The 25,886-nt window shown below is 45.0% G+C and carries 22 protein-coding genes and 1 other annotated feature; of the genes, 16 read left to right on the top strand and 6 right to left on the bottom strand.

The annotated features are described in order from the left end of the window. Positions 1–12: 12 nt before the first annotated feature. The 3 genes from jag to rpmH all read right to left on the bottom strand — a co-directional run bounded on the left by jag (position 13) and on the right by rpmH (position 1,515). Positions 13–912: an RNA-binding cell elongation regulator Jag/EloR gene (gene jag / locus RZ44_RS07950; protein WP_035810195.1), complete on the bottom strand. Its 900-nt coding sequence runs from the start codon at positions 910–912 to the stop codon at positions 13–15. 15 nt (positions 913–927) lie between these two features. Beyond that, the gene (gene rnpA / locus RZ44_RS07945) at positions 928–1,263 is read right to left on the bottom strand and encodes a ribonuclease P protein component (protein WP_035811653.1); all 336 of its coding nucleotides are present in this window, start codon (positions 1,261–1,263) and stop codon (positions 928–930) included. Between the two features lie 114 nt (positions 1,264–1,377). Next, positions 1,378–1,515 (bottom strand): 50S ribosomal protein L34, encoded by a 138-nt coding sequence (gene rpmH / locus RZ44_RS07940; protein WP_026859410.1) that lies wholly within the window; start codon positions 1,513–1,515, stop codon positions 1,378–1,380. A 435-nt stretch (positions 1,516–1,950) separates the two neighbouring features. On the opposite strand from rpmH, the gene dnaA reads away from it, so the two are divergent. The 6 genes from dnaA to gyrA all read left to right on the top strand — a co-directional run bounded on the left by dnaA (position 1,951) and on the right by gyrA (position 10,613). Then, a complete protein-coding gene (gene dnaA / locus RZ44_RS07935; RefSeq protein WP_035810193.1) occupies positions 1,951–3,294 on the top strand; it encodes a chromosomal replication initiator protein DnaA in 1,344 nt (447 codons plus the stop codon). Positions 3,295–3,464: 170 nt separating this feature from the next. After that, entirely contained in the window at positions 3,465–4,598 is a 1,134-nt protein-coding gene (dnaN, locus tag RZ44_RS07930; RefSeq protein ID WP_035810191.1) for a DNA polymerase III subunit beta, read from the top strand. Positions 4,599–4,787: 189 nt separating this feature from the next. Beyond that, on the top strand, positions 4,788–5,006 hold the full coding sequence (locus RZ44_RS07925; RefSeq protein ID WP_081962379.1) for an RNA-binding S4 domain-containing protein: 219 nt from the start codon (positions 4,788–4,790) through the stop codon (positions 5,004–5,006). After that, positions 5,003–6,106, top strand: a complete 1,104-nt coding sequence (gene recF / locus RZ44_RS07920) for a DNA replication/repair protein RecF (protein ID WP_035810188.1) — start codon at positions 5,003–5,005, stop codon at positions 6,104–6,106. The genes RZ44_RS07925 and recF overlap by 4 nt, the downstream gene beginning before the upstream one ends. 14 nt (positions 6,107–6,120) lie before the next feature. Continuing rightward, positions 6,121–8,040, top strand: a complete 1,920-nt coding sequence (gene gyrB / locus RZ44_RS07915) for a DNA topoisomerase (ATP-hydrolyzing) subunit B (RefSeq protein WP_035810187.1) — start codon at positions 6,121–6,123, stop codon at positions 8,038–8,040. 17 nt (positions 8,041–8,057) lie between these two features. After that, positions 8,058–10,613, top strand: coding sequence for a DNA gyrase subunit A (gyrA, locus tag RZ44_RS07910; RefSeq protein ID WP_035810184.1), 2,556 nt, complete (start codon positions 8,058–8,060; stop codon positions 10,611–10,613). Between the two features lie 744 nt (positions 10,614–11,357). On the opposite strand, the gene RZ44_RS07905 is transcribed toward gyrA, so the two are convergent. Continuing rightward, entirely contained in the window at positions 11,358–11,564 is a 207-nt protein-coding gene (locus RZ44_RS07905) for a helix-turn-helix domain-containing protein (protein WP_035810183.1), read from the bottom strand. Then, a complete protein-coding gene (locus tag RZ44_RS07900; protein WP_035810181.1) occupies positions 11,561–12,028 on the bottom strand; it encodes a DUF2975 domain-containing protein in 468 nt (155 codons plus the stop codon). Before RZ44_RS07900 ends, RZ44_RS07905 begins: the two co-directional genes overlap by 4 nt. 165 nt (positions 12,029–12,193) lie before the next feature. Here RZ44_RS07900 and hutP point away from each other — a divergent pair, with 165 nt between their 5' ends. Then, positions 12,194–12,637, top strand: a complete 444-nt coding sequence (gene hutP / locus RZ44_RS07895; RefSeq protein ID WP_269448284.1) for a hut operon transcriptional regulator HutP — start codon at positions 12,194–12,196, stop codon at positions 12,635–12,637. A 97-nt stretch (positions 12,638–12,734) separates the two neighbouring features. Beyond that, positions 12,735–14,225 (top strand): histidine ammonia-lyase, encoded by a 1,491-nt coding sequence (gene hutH / locus RZ44_RS07890; RefSeq protein WP_035810178.1) that lies wholly within the window; start codon positions 12,735–12,737, stop codon positions 14,223–14,225. Here the strand turns inward: hutH and RZ44_RS07885 are convergent. After that, complete coding sequence (locus tag RZ44_RS07885; RefSeq protein ID WP_035810175.1) at positions 14,222–15,130, bottom strand: LysR family transcriptional regulator; 909 nt, start codon at positions 15,128–15,130, stop codon at positions 14,222–14,224. The two genes, hutH and RZ44_RS07885, sit on opposite strands and share 4 nt — an antisense overlap. 166 nt (positions 15,131–15,296) lie before the next feature. Between RZ44_RS07885 and RZ44_RS07880 the strand changes: the two genes are divergently transcribed. The 8 genes from RZ44_RS07880 (at position 15,297) to rplI (ending at position 25,882) form a co-directional block, all read left to right on the top strand. Next, positions 15,297–16,637, top strand: a complete 1,341-nt coding sequence (locus tag RZ44_RS07880) for a YjiH family protein (protein WP_035810174.1) — start codon at positions 15,297–15,299, stop codon at positions 16,635–16,637. A 26-nt stretch (positions 16,638–16,663) separates the two neighbouring features. After that, positions 16,664–17,980 (top strand): YjiH family protein, encoded by a 1,317-nt coding sequence (locus RZ44_RS07875; protein WP_141639000.1) that lies wholly within the window; start codon positions 16,664–16,666, stop codon positions 17,978–17,980. A gap of 12 nt (positions 17,981–17,992) precedes the next feature. Beyond that, positions 17,993–19,651 carry a urocanate hydratase gene (hutU, locus tag RZ44_RS07870; protein ID WP_035810172.1) on the top strand — a complete coding sequence of 553 codons (1,659 nt, stop codon included), beginning with the start codon at positions 17,993–17,995 and terminating at the stop codon, positions 19,649–19,651. Next, positions 19,651–20,883, top strand: a complete 1,233-nt coding sequence (gene hutI, locus RZ44_RS07865) for an imidazolonepropionase (RefSeq protein WP_035810170.1) — start codon at positions 19,651–19,653, stop codon at positions 20,881–20,883. The genes hutU and hutI overlap by 1 nt, the downstream gene beginning before the upstream one ends. A gap of 46 nt (positions 20,884–20,929) precedes the next feature. After that, positions 20,930–21,120 (top strand) — a binding site (T-box leader). Between the two features lie 66 nt (positions 21,121–21,186). After that, a complete protein-coding gene (gene serS / locus RZ44_RS07860; RefSeq protein ID WP_035810168.1) occupies positions 21,187–22,464 on the top strand; it encodes a serine--tRNA ligase in 1,278 nt (425 codons plus the stop codon). A gap of 75 nt (positions 22,465–22,539) precedes the next feature. After that, positions 22,540–23,460, top strand: coding sequence for a DUF2232 domain-containing protein (locus tag RZ44_RS07855; protein WP_052108898.1), 921 nt, complete (start codon positions 22,540–22,542; stop codon positions 23,458–23,460). Between the two features lie 2 nt (positions 23,461–23,462). Next, positions 23,463–25,439 (top strand): DHH family phosphoesterase, encoded by a 1,977-nt coding sequence (locus tag RZ44_RS07850; protein WP_035810165.1) that lies wholly within the window; start codon positions 23,463–23,465, stop codon positions 25,437–25,439. Next, positions 25,436–25,882: a 50S ribosomal protein L9 gene (gene rplI / locus RZ44_RS07845; RefSeq protein ID WP_035810163.1), complete on the top strand. Its 447-nt coding sequence runs from the start codon at positions 25,436–25,438 to the stop codon at positions 25,880–25,882. The genes RZ44_RS07850 and rplI overlap by 4 nt, the downstream gene beginning before the upstream one ends. Positions 25,883–25,886: the final 4 nt, after the last annotated feature.

Raw genomic sequence — 25,886 nt, 5'->3', positions numbered from 1 at the left:
TCAAAACTCCTTTTATTTCTTAATAATTACGAGGTAGCGGTTAGGTTCCCGTCCTTCTGAATACGTTTCTACATTTTTAATTCTGCTCAAAACGTGGTGCATGATTTTACGTTCAAATGAAGGCATCGGCTCCATCTTAACCGGCTCGTTCGTACGCATCGCTTTTTTTGACATATTAATCGCGAGGCTTTCCAGCGTTTCCCGGCGTTTTTCACGGTAATTCTCAACATCGAGAAATACTGTACCGTAGCTCTTATATATAGTATTAAAGTAATTTTGTGCGAGTTCCTGCAGCGCGTTTAAAGTCTGGCCGCGCTTGCCGATAATTTTAGCTGCGAGCTGTGCATGAAATTCAATCGTCACCGTCGTATCTTTAATGCTCACTTCTGTGTCGTTTGGAATGTTCATTTCCTGCACAACACGGGAAATGTAATCCGCTGTGTCAGCTGCCGCGCTGTTGATCGGCGATTCATATACTGTATGAGCGTCATCCGTATCATCCGGGACTTCTGCCTGAACAGGTTTTTCAGCCGGCGGTTCCGCTGCTGTCTGTCCGGGAGCTTCTGCTGCCTCCACTTTATCTGCAGGCTGTTGCACAGCTTCAGGTTCCGGCTGTACTTTAACCTGTTCAAAATCAGTTTCAGTTTTTTCAGGTTCAACCGGTGTCTCTTCGTGCTTCACTTCAGCCTGTGTGCTCCGCTGTGCAATCATTTCTTCTATAGAACCATACGTTTTCAGTTCAGGGTTGATTACAGTCAGCTGCACTTCTGCATCGCGCTTCCCAAATCCTAAAAATCCGCCGCTCCCGCCGTCGATTACTTCAATCTTAATATCGTCTTCAGTTACGCCAAGCTCGTTTAATCCTTTTGCAACTGCATCGTCTACTGTCTTTTCAGTATAAATTCTGTACATAATACTACCCCCGTATTATTTAATACATTTCGCGATCTTTAAGACATGCAATAATGATTTTTCCATCTCGTGATAGTTCATATCTTTGACGGGATTTCGTGCGATAACTACATATTCGCGCGGTTTCAGTTCTGTTTTATGGAGCTGGTAAAATGCGCGGATACGCCTCTTAATCTGGTTTCTCTTCACGGCATTGCCGAGGCGTTTGGACACACTGATGCCGAGGCGGAGATGCGGAATTTCATCGTTCTGTCTTAAATAGACAACAAACTGCCTGTTGGCATACGATTTCCCGCGTTTAAACATAAGTTTAAAATCTTTTTCTTTTTTTATTCTATATCGCTTTTTCATCATTATTACGCTCTTTCATATCTATGATTAATTATTATACTAAAAAGCACCTGTTTTATAAAACATCCGGTATTAGGCAAAAAAAAAGATCATCCTCGTCAGATGATCTAATGGTTATGCAGAAAGAACTTTTCTTCCTTTTCTTCTACGGCGTGCAAGAACTTTGCGACCGTTTTTAGTACTCATTCTCTCACGGAAACCGTGTACTTTTGCACGTTTACGTTTATTTGGTTGATAGGTACGTTTTACCATTAATGACACCTCCGTTTAAATATATATCTCTGTTTATATCTTCTCTTAGAATTGCAACTATTAAAGAATACCAAAAACAGGCTCTCTTTTCAACTTTTTATTTGATTTTCCTTCTATAAGATATCTGTAATTCCATAATAAAATGTGGATAACTTATTTGCAAGATAAAGTTATCAACAGGTTTAAAACGTAAATCCCCACAAATCCACAGCCTGTCCGTAATATTTTGTGGAAAAGTGTTAATTCTGTGCATAACTCTTAAAGCTATTGATATATATAGCAGAATTAGTTATAATTCTACCCATATCGTTGTGGATAAGTTACATCCGCACTATAGTTATCCACAGAATGTGCATAAGTTGTGCATAACTTTTCTACACTTGTGTATATCAGTTATCCACAGCCTGTTATTTGTGAATAAGAAAGGAATATTTTATGAGCAGCTTGAACAGTATTTGGGATAATGTCCTTGAAAATATCAGTGAAAATCTCGCGACCGTCAGTTTTCAGACCTGGTTCAAAGATACAAAACTGATCGATTTAAACAGTACGAATGCAATTGTTAAAGCAGATAACGAATTTCAGCAGGGATGGCTGTCGGAGAAATATTTAACATTGATTGAAGACAGTATTTACAAAGCAATCGGTGAAAAAGTTTCAGTTAAAATCGTCTTCCAGGATGAAAAGCTGACCGACACAGCACCTGAAGAGAAGAATAATTCAGCGGAAAAAATAAACACATCCGCAGATGTGCCTGTTAAACATGCATTAAATGAACAGCATACTTTCGATACGTTCGTTATCGGAAACGGCAACCGCTTCTCACACGCCGCTTCACTGGCTGTTGCCGAAGCACCGGCGAAAGCATATAATCCGCTGTTTATATACGGCGGTGTCGGGCTCGGAAAGACCCACCTGATGCACGCAATCGGCAATTATGTGCTCGAGCACCGTCCGAATGCGAAAGTCGTATATTTATCGAGTGAGAAATTTACGAATGAGTTTATCAACTCGATCCGCGACAACAAAACTGAAGAATTCCGTAACAAGTACCGCAATGTCGATGTACTTTTAATTGATGATATCCAGTTCCTTGCAGGCAAAGAGTCAACGCAGGAAGAGTTTTTCCACACGTTTAACTCGCTGCATGAAAATGATAAGCAGATTGTCATCTCGAGCGACCGGACACCGAAGGAAATACCGACGCTTGAAGACCGTCTCCGTTCGCGTTTTGAATGGGGTCTGATGACAGACGTGACACCGCCCGACCTGGAAACTAGAATTGCGATTCTGCGCAAAAAATGTGAAGAGGAAAATGTAGAAATTCCAAACGAGGCAATGATCTATATTGCAAACCATATTCACACGAACATCCGTGAACTGGAAGGCGCCCTGACGCGCGTTGCAGCATATTCCAAAATTTCCAATCAGCCGATGACGCCGGAAATCGTATCCGAAGCATTAAAAGATCTCGTAGTTACGACGAAGTCAAAACGCATGACTATCCACGATATCCAGGTCGCAGTCAGCGAATACTACGGTATTCATATCGATGAGCTCGCATCTAAAAAACGGACGAAGTCCATCGCTTTCCCGAGACACGTCGCCATGTATTTATCGCGTGAACTGACAGACAACTCGCTGCCTAAAATCGGTGAAGTTTTCGGTGGCCGTGATCATACGACAGTAATACACGCACATGAAAAAATTTCGAAGCTTGTATCGGAAGATGAGCTGTTCAGGGATGAACTGAAGGAAATCGAGAACAAGCTCAATTAATTTTAATGTGAATAGTGTGGATAAATGTTACACTGTAGTCAACACTTTGTACACATGTGGATAACTTCGTGCATATAGCCTCAGTAAGGTTTTCCACATATCCACAGGGCCTACTATTATTACTATTATTTTATATACTATATATCTAATAAATAAGGAGTACTTTGCTTATGAAAATCAGTATTAAAAGACAATACTTTATCGAACAATTAAATCATTGTTTAAAAGCTATTTCACCAAGAACTACCCTGCCTATTTTAAACGGGATAAAAATCGATGTCTCTGATGATCAGATGATACTTACGGGCAGTGACTCGGAAATATCTATTGAGATTACAATTCCTACTGAAATTGATAATGAGGAAATTCTTGAAATTAAAGAGCCAGGTTCAGTTGTCCTGACAGGCCGTTTCTTTGTAGACATTATTAAAAAACTTTCCGGTGATTTTGTAGATCTGGAAACAACAGAAAACTTCCAGACTAAAATTACCGCAGGAAAATCAGAGTTCAACTTAAGCGGTAATGATTCAAACCAGTATCCTTTATTACCTGAAGTAAATAACGCAGACAGTCTTGTACTTTCTTCAGCAGTATTAAAAACAATTATTAACCAGACGAACTTCGCAGTATCATTATCTGAAACACGACCTGTGTTAACTGGTGTTAACTGGAACTTTAACGAAGACCATATTTCATTCACAGCAACAGACTCTCATCGTCTTGCATTAAGAAGACTGCTTGATAAAACATTTAACACGGAAATTTCCAACGCGATTATTCCGGGTAAATCATTATCGGAACTGAGCAAAATTCTTTCTGACTCTGATGAAGATGTTGAAATTAACCTGTCGCAAAACCAGGTGCTGTTCACTTACGGCAACATGCGCTTTATCTCACGTTTACTTGAAGGAAACTATCCGGATACTTCCCGCCTGTTCCCTGAAAACTACGAGACAAAAGTCAGCGTAAATAATTCGGAGTTCTACCATGCGATTGACCGTGTATCACTGCTTGCACGTGAAGGCGGCAACAACGTAATCCGTATGACTGTGGAAAACAATAACGTCGAATTAACTTCGAACTCTCCGGAAGTCGGTACGGTAAATGAAGATATCAATGCTTCAGCTATCGAAGGTGAAGGCATCAAGATTTCGTTTAACTCGAAATACATGATGGAAGCACTGCGTGCGATCCAGGATGAAGAAGTTACCATTGAATTTTTCGGAACGATGAGACCGTTCACTATTACACCGAGTGAATCAAATGAAGTTGTACAGCTGATTCTACCGATCAGAACGTATTAATCACGAAGCACATATTTTGGGACCATGCCTTTTTTGAGAAAAAACAGGCCTCTGGTCTCTTTTTTTATTTACCGGTAGGTAAAAGCCTTTTAACCCGTAAAAGCCGTCAAACGCTTTATTTGGCCTTAAATAATGAAAATATATGAAAATTGTAGTATAATGAATGAGTATGTATAGGAGGTTATGTCTATGGAAACGATTCATTTGGATGGCATGATAACACTCGGTAAATTTTTAAAATATAAAAATATTATCGGCACTGGCGGAGAAGCTAAATGGTTCCTTAGTGAAAACGAAGTGTTTTTAAACGGAGAACCGGAAAACCGACGCGGTAAAAAACTGCACAATGGTGACGAATTAGTCATTACAGGTGTCGGCGAATATAAATTTAAGTATCCGGTGCAATGATACTCAACGAAATAAAACTCACGGATTTCAGGAATTATGATTCCCTGTCCCTGGCATTTCATCCTAAGCTGAATATTTTTATCGGCCACAATGCCCAGGGAAAAACAAACCTGCTTGAGGCAATTTATTTTCTGTCGCTGGCCAAAAGCCACAGAACATCAAAAGACAGGGAATTGATCCGGTTTGGCGCTGAAGATGCATATATTAACGGGACCATTACGACGGCGAACAGCACGCTGCCGCTGTCAATCGGTATTGCAAAAGGCGGGAAGCGGGCCAAGGTGAATCATCTGGAAGTCGCTAAACTGTCGCAGTACATCGGTCATTTGAATACGGTGCTCTTCGCTCCGGAAGATCTCAATATCGTCAAGGGATCACCGCAGGTCAGAAGGAAATTTATAAATATGGAATGCGGTCAGATATCGAAAGTGTATCTGAACCATTTGTCCGACTATAACAAAGTTCTCGCACAGAAAAATCAGTATTTAAAATCGCGGAACGTCGACCAGATTATGATCGAAGTACTGAATGACCAGCTCGCACATCATGCGAGCCTGATTATTTTAAAACGCGAGCAGTTTATCTCGACGATTGAGCGCCACGCATCGAGAATACATGCTGATATTTCCAATGGCAGAGAAACTTTAAACGTAGTCTATAACCCGAATATTAAATATGAGAGCGATAATCCGGAAGACTTAAAATCCGAAATATCCGCTCTGCTGGCTGAAAGTCTGGATAAGGAAATCGACCGCGGCACTTCACTGGTCGGTCCGCATCGGGATGATATCGGCTTTACGATTAATGATTTTGACGTTCAGACATACGGGTCCCAGGGGCAGCAGCGCTCCACTGCACTGTCTGTGAAGCTTGCGGAACTCGAATTAATCAAAGAGGAAGTCGGAGAATATCCGGTGCTGCTCCTCGACGACGTGCTCAGCGAACTCGATGAAGTGCGGCAGGCACATCTGCTGACTTCAATCAGAAACCGCGTGCAGACGTTCGTTACGACCACTTCAATAAGCGATATCAACCATCAGATCATGGATGATATGCAGCTCTTTGAAATAGAAAACGGCAAAATCAAAATCGATGAATAACGGAAGGTGAAAACATGGCTGAACAAAATATGGATCAATATGGTGCAAGTCAGATACAGGTACTGGAAGGTCTTGAAGCGGTAAGAAAAAGACCGGGTATGTACATCGGTTCAACATCATCACGCGGATTGCACCACCTCGTATGGGAAATTATCGATAACAGTATCGATGAGGCCCTGGCAGGTTATGCTTCTGAAATCAGTGTTACTGTCGAAGAAGACAACTGGATTAAAGTTACGGATAATGGACGCGGTATCCCTGTAGATATTCAGGAGAAAATGGGACGCCCGGCGGTAGAAGTTATTTTAACGGTACTGCACGCCGGAGGTAAATTTGACGGCGGCAGCTATAAAGTTTCAGGCGGTCTGCACGGTGTAGGTTCATCTGTAGTTAACGCACTGAGCTCAAAATTGGAAGTCTACGTGCATAAAAACGGCGATGTTCACTACCAGAGCTATACGCGCGGTGTACCTGATGCCGACTTAAAAGTCATCGATTCAACCGATAAAACAGGAACGGTAATCCGTTTTAAGGCAGATGAAGAAATCTTTACCGAAACGACGGTATACGAGCTTGAAATTCTGCAGAAACGTATTAAAGAACTTGCCTTCCTGAACAAAGGTCTTGAAATTAACCTGACGGACGAGCGCGGGGAAGAAAAAGTTGAATTTACGTACCATTACGAAGGCGGTATTAAATCTTACGTCGAGGAACTGAACAAGACGAAAGAATCGCTGCATGATGAAATTATATATATGGAAGACGGGAAAGATGAAATCGAAGTTGAAATTGCGATGCAGTATAACCTCGGCTATACATCTACTCTGTTAACTTATGCGAACAATATTTACACGCATGAAGGCGGAACGCACGAAGACGGATTTAAACGTGCACTGACAAGAGTCATTAACAGCTACGCAACAAAACAGAACCTGATTAAATCGACGGAAGAACGACTGTCCGGCGAAGATGTCAGAGAAGGTTTGACTGCGATAGTGTCAATTAAACATACGGATCCGCAGTTCGAAGGACAGACGAAGACGAAACTCGGTAACTCCGAAGCCCGTACGATTACCGACCAGCTGTTTTCTGCAGGCTTTGAAAGATTCCTGATGGAAAACCCGCAGACAGCACAGGTTATTGTGGATAAAGGGATTACTGCCCAGCACGCCCGTGTCGCGGCGAAAAAAGCGCGCGAAATGACAAGACGCAAGTCTGCACTTGAAGTATCGAGCCTGCCAGGTAAACTTGCAGACTGCTCGAGCAAGGATCCTGCGAAAAGTGAGCTCTTTATCGTAGAGGGTGACTCTGCCGGCGGTTCGGCAAAATCAGGACGCAACTCTAAAATTCAGGCGATTTTACCGCTCAGAGGTAAAATTTTAAACGTTGAGAAAGCCCGTCTCGACAGAATTTTAGGCAACAATGAAATCCGCTCGATGGTCACGGCGCTCGGCAGCGGTATCGGCGATGAGTTTGATATTGCGAAAGCCCGCTATCACAAAATTGTAATTATGACCGATGCGGATGTCGACGGTGCGCACATCAGAACGCTCCTGCTGACATTCTTCTACCGTTTCATGAGACCGTTAATCGAGCAGGGCTATGTGTATATCGCACAGCCGCCGCTTTATAAACTGGAACAGGGCAAGAAAAAACATTACGTATACGATGATGAGGCGCTGGATGTTCTGCGCAGCACATTGCCGGAAACACCTAAAGTTTCAATGTCGAGATATAAAGGTCTCGGTGAGATGAACGCCGATCAGCTGTGGGAAACAACGATGGACCCGGAGCAGAGAAACCTGCTGCAGGTTCAGCTGGATGACGCAATTGAAGCGGATCAGATCTTTGAAATGCTGATGGGCGATGTTGTTGAGCACAGACGTAACTTTATCGAAGAAAATGCGAGATACGTTGAGAATCTCGACGTCTAATAAAGGAGATATAATTTATGGCGGACCATGATGAACAGTTTCAGCAAATAAATATTACGAAAACGATGCGCAGCTCGTTTTTAAGCTATGCCATGAGTGTTATCGTATCTCGTGCACTGCCCGATGTCAGAGACGGCATGAAACCGGTGCACCGCAGAATTTTATACGGTATGCACGACAACGGTATGACGTCTGACAAACCGTTTAAAAAATCAGCACGTATCGTCGGGGATGTTATGGGTAAATACCACCCGCACGGTGACTCCTCAATTTACGATGCAATGGTGCGTATGGCTCAGGACTTCAGTTACCGCTACCCTCTCGTACACGGTCAGGGGAACTTCGGTTCCATGGACGGCGACGGTGCAGCAGCGATGCGTTACACTGAAGCGAAAATGAGTAAAATTTCGATGGAATTAATGCGTGACATAAACAAGGACACTGTGGACTTCCAGCCGAACTACGATGAAAACGAACGCGAACCGTCTGTACTGCCGGCGCGCTTCCCGAACCTGCTCGTCAACGGAACAAGCGGTATCGCAGTCGGTATGGCAACAAACATTCCGCCGCATAACCTGACTGAAGTAATTAATGCAGTACTGGAACTGGCGGAAAATCCGAACGTCACGACGATGGACCTGATGGAACACGTTACGGGACCGGACTTCCCGACTGCCGGTTTAATTATCGGCAAGAGCGGCATTAAACGCGCGTATGAAACAGGACACGGCTCTGTTATTATGCGTGCACGCTGTGAAGTGGAAATGATGAAAAACGGTAAAGAACGTATCGTTATTTCGGAAATCCCGTATCAGGTGAACAAAGCCCGTCTCGTTGAGAAAATCGCAGAACTCGTGCGCGATAAGAAAATCGAAGGTATTACGGACCTTCGTGATGAAACGTCGCTTAAAGAAGGCGTACGCATCATTATCGAAATCCGCAAAGATAAAAATGCGAATGTTATTTTAAACAACTTATACAAACAGACGCCGCTGCAGACATCATTTGGTGTGAACATGCTGGCGCTTGTTAACGGTGAACCGAAAGTGCTCAGCCTGAAAGAAGTACTTTATCATTACCTTGAGCATCAGAAAGTTGTCGTTACGCGCCGTACGAAGTACGAATTAAAACGTGCACAGGACCGCGCGCACATTCTTGAAGGATTGCTGATTGCACTCGATCACATCGATGAAATCATCAAAACGATCCGTGCATCAGATACGGATGAAGAAGCGAAAAACAGCCTGATGAGTCAATTTAACTTATCGGAACGCCAGTCTCAGGCTATCCTCGATATGAGATTACGCCGTTTAACAGGTCTGGAACGCGGTAAGATTCAAAACGAATACGATGAAATTCTTAAAAACATCGAATATCTGAAGAGCATTCTTAACGACGAAGAGAAACTTCTCGAAGTTATTAAAGAAGAGCTGATCGACATCCGTGAACGTTACGGCGATGAGCGCCGCACGGAAATCACGCTCGGCAGCATTCACGATATTGAAGATGAAGACTTAATTCCAAGAGAACAGATTGTTGTGACACTGAGCCATAACAACTACATCAAACGCCTGCCGGCATCGACATACCGTGCACAGCACCGCGGCGGACGCGGTATTCAGGGTATGAATACAATCGACGATGACTTTGTCAGCCAGATTGTAACGATGAGCACGCATGATTACATTCTGTTCTTTACGAACACGGGACGTGTTTATCGTCTGAAAGGGTATGAAATTCCTGAACTGTCCCGACAGTCGAAAGGACTGCCGATCGTTAACCTGATTGAAATCGGAAAAGATGAGAAAATCAGTACGATGATCAGCGTGAAGGACAAAGACGAAACCGAAGGCTATCACCTGTTATTTGCAACGAAGAACGGACTGGCGAAACGCACGCCGCTCGACGACTTTAAGCAGATCAACAAAAACGGTAAAATTGCCATTAGCTTCAGAGGCGAAGATGAACTCCTCGGTGTGCGCCTGACGGACGGCTCGAAAGAAGTCATCCTTGGAACACGCGAAGGCTCACTCGTGCGCTTTGAAGAAGAACAGGTCAGAAGCATGGGCCGTACAGCAGCCGGTGTTAAAGGGATTAACCTCCGCGGCGACGACCAGGTTGTCGGCGTAGACGTTCTCGATCCCGGTCAGCACGTCCTTGTCGTTACCGATAAAGGATACGGCAAGCTGACACACGAAAAAGAATACCGTTCGATTAACCGGGGCGGCTTCGGTGTGAAGACAGCGAACCTGACTGATAAGAACGGTAAACTTGTGTACATCGCTTCAGTAGACCGTGATGAAGACATGATGATCGTAACGGATAAAGGTGTAATTATCCGCCTGACAATCGATACAATTTCAATTACGAGCCGTAACACGCAGGGTGTCAGACTCATTCGCCTGGACGAAGAGCAGGACGTTGCGACAGTTGCAGTCGTGAAAAATGAAATTGCCGAAGAAGAACTGATAGACGACGGTTCCGAACAGGCAGAAGAAACACTGGAATCGGAAGACAACCTGACAGTTGAAGCCGATGAAGTCGAAGAAGACCTCGATCCGGAACAGGAATAATTATTTATATAAAAAGCACCGGACAGACTCGCTAGTGAGACTGTCCGGTGCTTTTTGTTGTGTGCCTGGTTGTCATTTTCTGGGCGTTGTGTGTTTTCTCCGCAATGAGCGGTCGTCATTCTCGAGCAAAGTCATTTCCTCCGCAATGAACGGTTGTCATTCCCGAGCAAAGTCGTTTTCTCCGCAATGAACGGTTGTCATTCCCGGGCAAAGTCATTTCCTCCGCAATGAACGGTTGTCATTCCCGAGTAACGCGCCTTTCCACCGCAATGAGCGGTGCTCATCCCCGAGCAAAGTCGTTTTCTCCGCAATGAGCGGTCGTCATTCCCGGGCAAAGTCATTTCCTCCGCAATGAACGGTTGTCATTCCCGAGCAAAGTCGTTTTCTCCGCAATGAGCGGTGCTCATCCCCGAGCAAAGTCGTTTTCTCCGCAATGAGCGGTCGTCATTCCCGGGCAACGCGCCTTTCCACCGCAATGAGCGGTCGTCATTCCCGAGCAAAGCCGTTTTCTCCGCAATGAACGGTTGTCATTCCCGGGCAAAGTCATTTTCTCCGCAATGAGCGGTCGTCATTCCCGGGCAAAGTCATTTTCTCCGCAATGAACGCTGCTCATTCCCGAGTAAAGTCATTTTCTCCGCAATGAGCGGTGCTCATTCCCGGGCAAAGTCATTTTCTCCGCAATGAACGGTTGTCATTCCCGAGTAACGTGCCTTTCCACCGCAATGAGCGCTTTCCACCCCGCCCCTACTTCCTGTATTCCAGTATGTCACCGGGCTGGCAGTCCAGCGCTTCGCATATTTTCTCAAGTGTCGAGAAGCGGACTGCCTTTGCTTTATTGTTTTTTAAGACGGACAGATTCGCCATCGTCACGCCGACTTCATTGGCGAGTTCTGTCATGCTCATTTTTCGTTTTGCGAGCATTACATCAAGGTTCACTATTATTTTCGTCATATTGTCAGCTCATTTTCCTGTTTGATTGATACGGCTTTCGACAGTGTTTCTTTCATCACGACAACGAAAACGTGTATCGCAAATGGTATGAAGACAACGCCTGCACCGAATAATACGAGTCCGCGTGCATCGTCCAGCTGCCCCGCCGCAAAGAAGAACGGCATCAGACCGATTGTCACAACAGCGATACTGAGTGTCAGTTTCTGAATACGGCTCATGATTCTGAGTGTTTTATCAGAAAAAATCTCATTCCGGTCTATGAGTGTCAGAAGCTTATTTAAAGCATACACGATAAACAGCCCTAAAATCATATCGATCCATATGACCCCGACCGCAATATATATAACTGTAAGGATTTCACCTTCAGATGTGAACAGCTGCAAGCCCATTAAAAATCCAAAGAGTATCATTACGGCTGCTGTAATCAGCAGAGTGATTCTCAGCACCAGTGTTTTTTTAAACATAATTTTTCCCGCTTTCAACTTTTATAAATTTAATTTACCACCCGATACACCCATAAACAATAAATATATATCGTTTATCGATAAAAAATAAAATCATCGCGTCTTGTGTTAATTTTATGAAAGCGCTATAATGAAGTCAGTTATTAGTGATTAGGCAGGTATATTATGACTCAAAGTACACATCGTGAATTTGGTAAATTCACCACACTCGTTGCACTGACTGATGAAAAAACAGCACTCGATTTACTTCCCCACTTTAAGTCTTTTAAAGTGATGACGGGAAAGGTCGGATCGATGGATCTGAGCAAAGTCATCTCTTCGGTTGAAACTGCTGCAAAACGCGGTGGACTCATCGATGGAAACATTTATCGTGAAACTCATTCTTTATACCACGCAATACTGGAAGCACTTCAGGGTGTAACCCGCGGCGACTTAAGTGTCGGCGAAATTATGCGTACTGTCGGATTAAGATTTGCGATTGTCAGAGGGAATCCATACGACAGCGGTGATGAAGGCGAATGGCTGGCTGTTTGCTTCTACGGAACAATCGGTGCGCCGATCAGAGGGAAAGAGCACGAGGCTTTGGGACTCGGTATTAATCATATTTAAAACTTTATAAAAATTGTCATAGACATTAGCTGATAGGGACATAAAAATCTAAGGGATTTTTGTGTCTTTTTTTGTACGTAAATTTAGGAGGGATACCATGTCAGTTTTACAATTAGACGGTAATAATTTAACGATTGAACAGGTGAGAGATTTCCTGGGAAATTCCGAAAGTACGGTGGAAATAACGACAGATGCGTATAAGCGCGTCGATGCTTCCCGCAGAATTGTGGAAAATATTATTAACGAAGGCAGAACGATTTACGGTATTACGACAGGATTCGGATTGTTCTGTGATGTACTGATTTCAAAAGAGAAAGTTGAAGACCTGCAGACGAATCTTATCCGTTCGCATACTTGCGGTGTCGGCAAGCCGTTCGACGAGCCGGTGGCACTCCTCATGATGGTCTTCCGTTTAAACACGATGCTGAAAGGCCATTCGGGTGTGACGAGAGAACTTGTGGAACAGCTGAAGCTGTACATTAACAAACGCATTATTCCGGTAGTTCCGGAACAGGGTTCACTCGGTGCTTCGGGGGACCTTGCACCGCTGTCTCATATGGCACTGACGCTGATCGGTGAAGGCGAAGTGTTCTTTAGGGGTGAACGGAAAAATACACGCGACGTGCTGGAATCACTGGGCATTGAGCCGATTACACTGCAGGCAAAAGAAGGACTTGCGCTGATCAACGGGACACAGCCGATGACAGCACAGGGTGTTGTTAACTATATTGAAGCAGATAAACTCATGCAGGACAGTCTGTGGATTGCAGCACTGACACATCAGGCATTGAACGGTATTACAGATGCATACAATCGTCAGATTCACGAATCCCGCGGTTATCCCGAGCAGATTTATGTGGCAGAAAAAATGCTTGAGCATCTGGAAGGCTCCAAACTGACAACACGTCAGGGTGAAATCCGCGTGCAGGACGGCTATTCCATCAGATGTATTCCGCAGGTGCATGGTGCTTCACTGCAGACGCTGAAGTACGTGAAGGAAAAGCTGGAAATTGAAATGAACGCAGCAAACGATAATCCGCTGATTTTCAGCGAAGATGAAGTGTATTCGGGCGGAAACTTCCACGGTCAGCCGATTGCGATCGCGATGGACCTGTTAAAAATTGGTGTGGCTGAAGTGGCTAACATTACCGAACGCCGTATCGAGCGTCTCGTGAATCCTGCGTTAAACGGCGATCTGCCGGCATTCCTGAGCCCGGAAGAAGGTCTCCAGTCCGGTGCGATGATTTTACAGTATGCGGCAGCAAGTCTCGTCTCGGAAAATAAAACACTCGCACATCCGGCGAGTGTCGATTCAATTCCTTCATCTGCGAACCAGGAGGACCACGTCTCGATGGGTACGATAGGTGCACGTCATGCCCGCGACATTATTAACAACGCGCGCTACGTCGTTTCGACAGAGCTGTTTATCGCGATGACCGCCGCGGAAATTAAAGGCAGTGACAAGCTTTCGCCTGCTACACGCAAAAAGTTTGATGAGTTCCGCCTGATTGCAGACTTCATCGACCATGACCGTAATTTCAGCATTGAAATTAACGAACTTGCACAGGCATTAACAGAAGTTAACTAATTAAAGTAGTCCCCGACTTTTCCTTTGCCGAAGTAATCGAGCACAAGATTGATAAAAGACTCGGTTAACGGCGAGAGGAAGCGGGTTTTATCGATTGAAATATAAACGATGCGGTAAAACGGCAAATCAGAGATGCCTTTAATATCTACATCATCCGGATTGAGCGTCAGTGCATATTTTTCGGGAAGAATCGCAATGCCGAGCCCCTGTCTGATGAATTCCGATGTCAGTTCGAAACGTTCGATTTCAAAGCTGATATTGGCCTGCAGGCCGATGCGGTTAAAGGCGCGGACAATTTCAGTGCGTGTCTGATAGCCGTCATGCGAAATAATGAGCGGCATATCGGAGATGTCGTGCAGTGTAACGTCTTTTTGTCCGCTGAAGGGATTGTCTTTTTTGAATGCGACGATGAGCGATTCATCATAGAGCGGTATGGAAATAATTTTATCGTTCTCGATGAATTGATTCGTAATTGCCAGGTTCACATCGTAGTCGTTAAACGACTTTTCGATTTCGGCAATGCTGAGTGCGTGATTGATTTTAATCCGCGTTTCGTTATTCGTCTCGCGGTAGGCTTTGACGATGTCCGGGAACCATGATTTCACGCTTTCGATTAAGCTGATGGAAATATGATTGATTCCTTTCGTCTTTAAGTGCTCTGCCGCTTCGGTTACCTGACGGTGATGCATAACAAACTTATTCGCTTCGTCGTAAAAGCTTCTGCCTTCGGCAGTCAGTTTAAACGTTCTCGATGAGCGGTCGATTAAAGTAAAGCCGATTTCGTTTTCAAGTCGTTTAATCGATGCACTTAACGACGGCTGGGCGATATGTAATTCATTTGCTGCGATGGTAAACGACTGTTTGTCCACGATAGTTGCAAAATGGATCAGCTGATTAATCTGCATGTGCCGCACTCCTTTTATATATGAATGATACTTATATTTTACCATTTACAGTCGTATAGCTAAAAGCTATCGAATGATTACTTTTAAGTATTTGTTAAATATTCAGACTTTATATAAGCTTAAACCATACGTGTAGGAAGCGCTTACAAAACAAAGGGGTGAACGTATGGAAAAGGACAGGCAGGGAAATTACTTAACGAAGGAACAGATTAAAAATCAAAAAGGCACTGCAATGTGGAAGTTTTTCCTCTACAGCGGTCTCGGGATTTTAATCTTCTTCATACCTGTAACGATGTTCGGCGGGAGTTCTATTCTGCTCGACCATCTGGTAACGGCAATACAGAAAGTATTTGGAGACAATATCAAATACTACACGCTGCTGATTATTATTATCGGTGCGGTGCTGCCGTTTATTAACGGAACGTGGCGGAAAACGACTTTCGATTTATTCTTCACACTGTTTAAAATTTTAGGGGTTGCCATCGGTGCAATGGTCGTCTTTAATTTCGGGCCCGGATTCGTTCTGGCTGAAAATATCGGACCGTTTCTGTTTAACTCGCTGGCGATTAACCTGAGCCTGCTGATTCCGCTTGGGGGAGCGGCACTCGGGCTGCTCGTAGGATACGGGCTGTTAACATTACTTGGTATTTTAATGGAACCGGTAATGAGACCGGTCTTCAAAACACCGGGACGTACTGCGATCGATGCAGTGGCTTCATTTGTCGGCAGCTATTCTGTCGGTCTGCTGATTACAAACCGGATTTACAAAGAAGGTCTGTACAGCAGAAAAGAAGCGCTGATTGTGGCGACCGGATTCTCGACTGTTTCAGTCACGTTTATGGTCGTTGTTGCAAGGACGCTTGAGCTTATGGATCACTGGTTATTATATTTCTGGATTACATTGATTGTGACATTTTTAGTCACAGCAATATCCGTTCATTTACCGCCGATCAGCACTCAGAAGAAAAAGTATTACGGCGGTAAGGACAATACTGTGCACGAAGGATTTGAAGGAAACAGATTCAGCTATGCATGGTGCAAAACCAAACAGGAATCGTTTGAGTTTGAACCGCTTCTGAAGAATATTGCGGTGAACTTCTTAGATGCGATGAAGATGACCACATCGATTATTCCATCGATACTGTCAATCGGCTTTGTCGGTCTGGTTATTGCAGAATATACGGATATTATCGGTTATCTGTCGTACATGTTCTACCCGTTCCTGTTCTTCTGGCCGCTGGAAGATCCGGGTCTGATTGCGGAAGCGGCAATGATTTCAGTTGTTGAGATGTTCCTGCCGGCGCTCTTGGTCGTTGAGGCGGACATCGTGACGAAATTTATCGTCGGAGTGACAAGTGTATCGGCAATTATTTTCCTGTCGGGACTTGTACCTGCGATATTAAGTACAGATTTAAATATTAAGCTGTGGAAACTGCTCGTTGTATGGTTTATCCGCGTGGCACTGACACTGCTTATCGTTACACCTGTTGCGCTGCTGCTGTTTTAAAAGGAATTCAGTAAAGGGGTCATGTCATGGTCTCGCAAGATGAGATGCGTCGTGAAAAAGGCTTTAAGATCTGGCGTTTCTTTGTATACAGTGCAATCGGGCTGTTTCTCTTTTTCGTACCGGTTCCTGCAGCCGGCACAACATCGATAATGCTCGATCATATCGTCACTGTGATTCACAGGATTTTTGGAGAAAACATTCAGTACTATACATTGGCAGTAGTGATTGCCGGTGCACTGATTCCGTTTATCAGCAAAAGCTGGAACAAAAGTGCATTCAATATGCTGTTCACTGGTTTTAAAGTGCTCGGTGTGTTTATCGGACTGATGGTCGTGTCCGGCATAGGACCGGCATTCGTACTCGATGACAATATGGGGCCGTTTTTATACTACTCGCTCGCTGTTAACCTGAGCCTGTTAATTCCGCTCGGCGGCGCAGCGCTCGGTCTCATTCTCGGCTATGGATTTCTCGTGTTTATCGGGGTGCTGCTGGAGCCTTTGATGAGAAAGCTGTTTAAGACTCCGGGCCGTTCCGCAATGGACGCGATGGCATCGCTCGTCGGCAGCTATTCGGTGGGGCTCCTGATTACAAACAGAACATATCAGCAGGGTTTATACAGCAAAAAAGAAGGTCTGATTATTGCGACCGGATTTTCCACCGTGTCGGTGACGATTATGGTCGTTGTCGCACGCACACTGGACTTAATGGATTACTGGGTGCTGTTTTTTATCACCGTTATGCTCGTCACATTTGCCGTCACGGCGATTACAGCTTATCTGCCGCCGGTACGAAACGAAAAAGAAAGTTATTTTAACGATAAAAACCAAATTACCGAAGAAGATTACGAAGGAAACATACTGGAATACGCATGGTATAAAGCGAAACAGCAGTCTCACAGTTCGCGGCCGTTATCACGGGACATATGGATGAACTTGACGGAGGCGTTGAAGATGACCGCTTCAGTCGTACCGTCCGTACTGTCCATCGGACTCTTCGGTCTGATTATTGCGGAGTACACAGATGTAATTACGTGGGTGTCCTATATTTACTACCCGCTGCTTTATCTGTTCCCGCTTGAGAACGTACCGCTGATTGCCGAAGCGGTGACGATATCCATCGTTGAAATGTTCCTGCCTTCCCTGCTCGTTGCGGAAGCAGACATTGTCACCAGGTTTATCGTCGGCGTCTGTTCGATATCTGCGATTGTTTTTTTATCCGGGCTGGTGCCCGCGGTTTTGAGCACGAGTTTAAATCTGCAGGTATGGAAACTGCTGGCAGTGTGGTTTATCCGCACGGTGCTGTCACTGTTAATCGTAATACCGCTTGCATTAATAATATTTTAAGGGGATGACAATATGTCTAGAAAAATTACTGCTAAAACAGGTTTGGAGATCGAATGTAAAGGATGGGAACAGGAAGCGGCACTCCGCATGTTATACAACAACCTGGATCCCGAAGTTGCCGAACGTCCGGAAGATTTAGTTGTCTACGGAGGAATCGGTAAAGCCGCGCGTAACTGGGAGTCGTTTGAAGCGATTGAAAATACATTAAGAAATCTTGAAGCCGATGAGACGATGCTTGTACAGTCAGGGAAACCTGTCGCGGTGTTCAGAACGCATGAAGATGCGCCTAGAGTGCTGCTGTCGAACTCGGTGCTTGTGCCAAAATGGGCAAACTGGGAACACTTTAACGAACTCGATAAAAAAGGTCTCATGATGTACGGACAGATGACGGCCGGTTCATGGATTTACATCGGGTCACAGGGTATTGTTCAGGGGACATATGAAACATTCGCAGAGCTTGCGAACCAGAACTACGACGGTACACTCCGCGGAACGATTACACTGACTGCCGGTCTCGGAGGCATGGGCGGTGCACAGCCGTTAGCGGTAACGATGAACGAAGGGGTTGCGCTGTGTATTGACGTCGATGAAACAAGAATAGACAAACGTATCGAAACACGTTATCTGGATGTTAAAACAGATTCACTTGATGAAGCATTAAAAATTGCAGAAGAAGCACGTGACAACGGCAAACCGTTATCAATCGGGCTGATCGGCAACGCAGCTGAAGTTCACCATGAAATTTTAAACCGCGGCTTTGAGATTGATGTCGTGACGGATCAGACTTCTGCGCATGACCCGTTAAACGGTTATGTACCTGAGGGCTACTCTCTTTCAGAAGCGAAGAAACTACGTGAAGCGGATCCGGAAGAATATGTGAAACTGTCGAGTGCATCGATGGCGAAACATGTTGAAGCGATGCTTCAGTTCCAGAAAAACGGTGCGGTTGTATTCGACTACGGTAACAACATCCGTCAGGTGGCATTCGATACAGGTGTTGAAAATGCATTTGACTTCCCGGGCTTCGTACCGGCGTACATCAGACCGTTATTCTGTGAAGGTAAAGGACCATTCCGTTTTGCAGCATTAAGCGGTGACCCGAACGATATTGCAGTAGCGGACAAGAAGATGCGCGAACTCTTCCCTGATAACGAGAAGCTGATGCGCTGGCTTGACATGGCGGAAGAAAAAATTGCATTTCAGGGTCTGCCTTCACGTATCGCATGGCTTGGATACGGCGAACGCGCGAAGATGGGTCTTGCACTGAACGAACTTGTTAAGTCTGGGGAAATCTCTGCACCGGTTGTAATCGGACGCGACCACCTGGATTCAGGTTCAGTAGCAAGTCCGAACCGTGAAACAGAAAGCATGAAGGACGGCAGTGATGCAGTCGGCGACTGGGCAATTCTGAATGCGCTGGTTAACACAGCTGCAGGCGGGTCATGGATCAGCGTACACCACGGCGGCGGTGTCGGCATGGGGTACTCACTGCATGCCGGTATGGTAGTCGTAGCAGACGGCTCCGACCGTGCTGCGAAAAGACTTGAACGTGTACTGACTTCAGATCCGGGTATGGGAGTAGCAAGACACGCAGATGCAGGATATGATATCGCAATCAATACTGCAAAAGAACGCGGTGTTAATATACCAATGTTAAAGGAGAATGAATAATGAATGATGTAATGATCACAAATATAAAGTCATTAATTTTACCGAAGAAAACCGAAGGACCGTTAAAAGGCAAAGAGATGGACGAACTGAACATCGTCGACGATGCAATTGTCGTTATTAAAGACGGTAAAGTCGTTTATGCCGGTGCGAAAACGGATGAGTACGAAGCAAAAGAAACGATCGATGCTGAAGGCAGGATCGTTTCACCTGCCCTCGTTGAACCGCACACGCACATCGTTCACGGCGGGTCACGCGAACATGAGATGTCGCTTAAACGCCAGGGTGTCGACTATCTGAAGATACTGGAACAGGGCGGCGGTATTTTAAATACGGTTGAACAGACGAAAAAAGCATCATTCGATGAACTGTTAAATAAAGCATCAGTTAACATGACGCGTATGATTCAGCACGGTGTGTTAACTGTTGAAAGCAAAAGCGGCTACGGACTCGACCGCGAGAATGAATTAAAGCAGCTTAAAGTATCGAGAGCACTCGAAGAGAAATTCCCGGTGCTGATGCGCCACACGTACCTCGGGCCGCACGCTATTCCAAAAGGCCGGGATTCTGAAGAGTTCCTGCAGGAAATGACTGACCTGCTCGACGAAGCGAAAGAGTATGCGGACTTTGCGGATATCTTTACGGAAACAGGTGTATTCTCTGTTGAGCAGTCAAGAAAGTATATGGAAGCGGCACGTGACAAAGGCTTCCGCGTGAAAATTCATGCCGATGAAATCGATCCGCTCGGCGGACTGGAGCTTGCGATTGAGCAGGACGCGATCAGTGCCGACCACCTGGTTGCAGCGAGTGAAGAAGGCAAAAAGCAGCTTGCGGACTCAGACACAGTGGCAGTGCTGCTTCCGGGGACGACATTCTACCTCGGTAAAAATGAATTCGCGGATGCACGCGGTATGATTGATCAGGGCGGCGCAGTATCGCTGGCGACAGACTACAATCCGGGGAGCTGTGTAACTGACAATCTGCAGATGATTATGGCAATCGCAGCATTGAAACTTAAAATGACACCGAATGAAATATGGAACGCGGTAACAGTAAACGCAGCGCATGCTATCGACGCTGACCGCGGGACGCTTGATGCGGGCGATGCGGCAAATATCGTTGTCTGGGATGCACCGAACCACGAGTACATTCCTTACCACTACGGCGTAAACCATGCATACAAAGTTATTGCCGACGGCAAACTGATTTTTGAACGTCCGGGATTAAACTTATAAACTTGCGTTTTTAACAGCTGCGTTATAAAATAGCACCAAGTTAATATTTACTACTTTGAAAGAAGCAGTAGCGTATCCGCGCTGTCAGAGAGGTCATGGCTGGTGAAAATGATCACGTGATATGTGAATTTCTGTCTTTCGTTAAATAAAGTAGCCGGTGAAAACCGTTAAAATGTTAGAGATAGTATCAGTAAATGATGCTAATTAGGGTGGCAACGCGTAGACCACGTCCCTTTCACGGGGACGTGGTTTTTATTTTTCCCTGATTTAAGCATTGAATATAAAATTTTTGGAGGTATGCACATGTTAGATATTAAAGTACTGCGCAAAGACACTGAAATGGTAAAAGAGAAAGTATCAAAACGTGGACTGGAACCTGTGTTAATCGATGATATTTTAGAACTCGATAAAGAAAGACGTGCACTTATTGTTGAGACTGAAGAACTTAAGAGCCGCCGCAACAAAGTATCGCAGGAAATCGCTGTGAAAAAGAAAAATAAAGAAGACGCTGAAGACGTAATTAAAGAAATGCGCGACGTCGGTGAACGCATTAAAGAAATCGATGAGAGACTCAATACGATTCAAAATGACTATCACGATAAAATGAGCCGCATTCCAAACTTAATTCACGACGATGTGCCTGAAGGTAAAGACGATACTGAAAACGTGGAAATCCGCCGCACAGGTGAACCGCGTGAATTCAACTATGAACCGAAGGCACACTGGGACATTTTAGAAGACCTGCAGCTTGCAGACTTCGACCGTGCTGCCAAAGTATCGGGTGCGCGCTTTGTGTATCATACGGGAGACGGTGCCCGCCTGGAGCGCGCACTGATGAACTTCATGCTTGATGTGCACAACAAGAACGGCTACCGCGAAATGATGACACCGCAGATTGTCCGTTCTGAAGCGATGTACGCAACGGGCCAGCTGCCAAAATTCGGTGAGGACCTGTTTAAGATTGAAGACGAGGAAATGTATACAATTCCGACATCGGAAGTAACGCTGACGAACTTCCATAAAGACGAAACGCTGGCAGCTGACCAGGTGCCGGTGAAATTCACCGCACAGACAGCCTGTTTCAGAAGTGAAGCAGGTTCTGCAGGAAGAGATACACGCGGTCTGATCCGTCTGCACCAGTTCAACAAAGTTGAAATGGTCCGCATCGAGCGCCCGGAAGATTCCTGGGCGGCGCTTGAAGAAATGACGGCACACGCTGAAAACATTTTAAACCTGCTCGAGATTCCGCACCGTACAGTGCTTCTCTGCACAGGCGATATCGGATTCGGTTCATCTAAAACCTACGATGTTGAAGTATGGCTGCCAAGCTACAACGACTATAAGGAAATCAGTTCAGTATCAAATATGACAGATTTCCAGGCACGCCGCGGAAACATTAAATTTAAGCGCGACAAAGACTCAAAACCTGAATTGCTTCACACGTTAAACGGCAGCGGACTTGCTGTCGGAAGAACGATGGCGGCACTGCTTGAAAACTACCAGAACGAAGACGGCACAGTGACTGTACCTGAAGTTCTTCAGCCATATATGGGTGGTCAGACTAAGCTCGAAAGGTTATAATATAATTACCGGATGCTCCTATTCACTATCAATAGGGGCATTCATTTTTAAAAGTACTAAATGAGGAGTGTAACATTGAACAAGAAAATATCAACGGGTACACTTACGCTTACACTGCTCGCTGTTGTAGCCTATATTATGCTCACGGAAATCACCCTGATATTCGGTACTGTCGTGATGCCTTTCGCAGTATATTTACTGCTGAAAATCAGACAGCAGTCGAAACTGAACTACAGAGTATTATTCTTTAGTTTTTTAATTCCGGCGATGCTGTTTTTATCACCGCTCGCTTCGGGCAGTTTTATAATTTTATACATCATTACGAGCATCCTCGGGACAACGCTTGATAAGAAAATGTCTCAGGAAATTACACTGTTTTACACGACGTTCGGCATCGGCTTAAGTACGATGGCAACAGTTGTAGTAATGCAGATGCTTGGATTTTTAAGACCTTTATCCGACATATATTCGACTTTCAGAAGCTGGTATAAGGAGCAGCTTGAAACGGTCAGCGGCCTTACGACCGGCGTCATGGATGCCGATATAATCCTTCAGTCGCTCGACCTGTATTTCAGAAACCTGCCCGCCTTTTTAATAATCGGGAGTTTCTTCCTGGCACTCTATATTATTCTGATGGTCAGAATTCTGCCGCAGGACGGCGGAAAAATGTGGCATTACCGCAGCTTTGATAAGTGGATTATGCCGAGAATGCTGTTATATTTATATTTAATAATATTTATAGTCATGCTGTTCAGCGGAAGCTGGGAAGAAAGCACAGTGTCACTGTTCAGCAATGTATCGCTCGTACTCGAGTGGGCACTGTTTATTCACGGTCTTGCGTTCGCATATTACTTCATGCTGACGAAGAAGCTGAACAAAGTGCTGGCAGTCATCATTTTAATACCGCTTGTATTATTCAGGCCCATTACCGTCCTTATCGGACTGTTCGAAATGATCTTTAGAATTCGACTAATTATGGCATTGAGGAGGAAATAGCGATGTTTAAAGTTTTAGATAAAAAATTGATGCTCATACCGTTTATTGTACTGGCATTCCATATTTCTATACTTAGCATTGCTATCGTACTTAATCACACTGTCTTTGGCATTGTCAGCATTATTGTGAGCATTGTCATTCTGGCACTGGTATACATTTACCTGTACCGCTGGCTTGTATTGAGTGAAAACAGGATTATTGAACTGTCGAAAGACATGGCCGGTGCGAGGCAGTATGTGATTGATGATCTGCCTCTCGGCGTGATTCTTCTGAATGACGACGAAGAGATATCATGGCTGAACAAATTTATGACGGAAGAAATTCCGGAAGAATTCCACCATGAACCGATTAACCGCGTATTCCCGAATATTATGACGACACTTAAGGCGAATAATATTCAGTCGATCGATACGTCGTACAACGACAAAAACTATACGATTCATTTTTACGAGGAAAACAACGCCCTTCTTCTCGTCGATACGACAACCGAGAAGACGCTTGAAAAACGTCTTGAGGACAAAGACCCGGTTATCGGTATTCTGTTCCTCGATAACTACGATGACATGACTCAGAATATGACAGAAGCGCTGAAAAGTGATTTAAACAACAGCCTGACGAACACGATCAACGACTGGGCGCTGGAACACAATATTTACCTGCGCCGCTTTTCAAACGACCGCTTTATGATGGTCATGTCGGCGAAAAGTCTTGCTGTAATTGAAAAGACGAAGTTTGTCCTGCTCGATCAGGTGCGTGAAAACTCTGCAGAGCACGGTGCCCAGATTACGTTAAGTATGGGTATCGGTGAAGGATCGGCAGACTTTATCGAAGTCGGTGAACTTGCCCAGTCAAGTCTCGACCTTGCGCTCGGACGCGGCGGTGACCAGGTGGCTATTAAGACGATTAACGGCAGTGCGCGTTTCTACGGGGGTAAAACCGACCCGATGGAAAAACGTACACGTGTTAAAGCACGCGTAATGGCGCACGCCCTCCGCGACATTCTCCTCGAGGGTGACAACGTAATTATTATGGGGCATAAAAACCCGGATGTTGACTCGATTGGTTCTTCAATCGGTGTTGCGAAGATTGCGAGCTCGAACGGCATTGAAGCGCATATCATTCTGAATGATGAAGATATCGACGATACGCTGTCGCGCCTGATGAAAGAAGTCGAGTCGCGCGAAGAGCTTTACGAGACGTTTATCAGCAGTGAAGAAGCATGGGATAAAATGACGCCGAAGACGACGGTAGTTATCGTGGATACACACCGTCCGTCAATGGTACTGGATGAGGATATTCTGAATAAGGCAACGCGTAAAGTGGTCATCGATCACCACAGACGTGCCGATGAAATGATCTCAAATCCCCTCCTCGTCTATATGGAGCCGTATGCTTCAAGTGCAAGTGAGCTGGTAGCCGAACTGCTTGAGTATCAGAACAGACAAAACAAGTTATCGCGTATTGAATCGACGATTATGCTGACCGGTATAATCGTGGATACCCGAAACTATACGCTTCGCACGGGATCGCGTACGTTTGATGCGGCAAGTTATCTGCGTTCAAACGGTGCCGATCCGGTGCTAGCACAGACATTCTTAAAAGACGACATCGATACATTTATCGCGCGCAGTGACTTAATTAAATCTGCGGAAATCAGCGATGAAGGCATCGCAATTGTCAGAGCCGATGAAACGATGACATACCACCCTGTTACAGTGGCACAGGCAGCGGATCAGCTGCTGCAGATTGAAGGGGTGCAGGCATCGTTCGTGATGGCGTTAAGAGAAGATGAGACAATCGGCATCTCGGCGCGTTCACTCGGAAAAGTCAACGTGCAGATTATAATGGAACAGCTGAACGGCGGCGGGCATTTAACAAATGCCGCGACACGCATGGAAGGCAAGTCCATCGATGAGGCATATACCGAATTGAAAGAAGCAATCGATACTTTTATCAATAATAGGAGTGTGGAAGAATGAAAGTAATCTTTTTAAAAGACGTTAAGAATAAAGGTAAAAAAGGCGAAGTTAAAGAAGTGGCATCAGGTTATGCACAAAACTTCCTGTTCAAAAAAGGTCTTGCTGAGGAAGCGAATGCAGTAAACCTTAAAAAACTTGACGCACAGAAAGAAGAAGTGCGCCAGCAGGAAGCAGACGATCTTCAGGCAGCGAAAGATTTAAAAGCTGAACTTGAAGGCAAAGAAGTGGAAATTAAAACGAAAGCCGGCGAAGACGGCCGTCTGTTCGGTTCTGTAAGTTCGAAACAGGTTATCGAAGCGTATCAGAAACAGCACGGTCTTAAACTCGATAAGCGCAAAATGGATATGCCGGACACATTTAAGAGTCTCGGTTACCACAAAGTATCCATCAAGCTGCACAACGAAGTAGAAGCTGAGTTAAAAGTACACGTTGTTGAACAGTAATATT

Source organism: Jeotgalicoccus saudimassiliensis (assembly GCF_000756715.1).
GTDB lineage: Bacteria > Bacillota > Bacilli > Staphylococcales > Salinicoccaceae > Jeotgalicoccus > Jeotgalicoccus saudimassiliensis.
The sequence above is the reverse complement of the archived record's forward strand: the minus strand, read 5'-3'. Positions and strand labels throughout refer to the sequence as shown.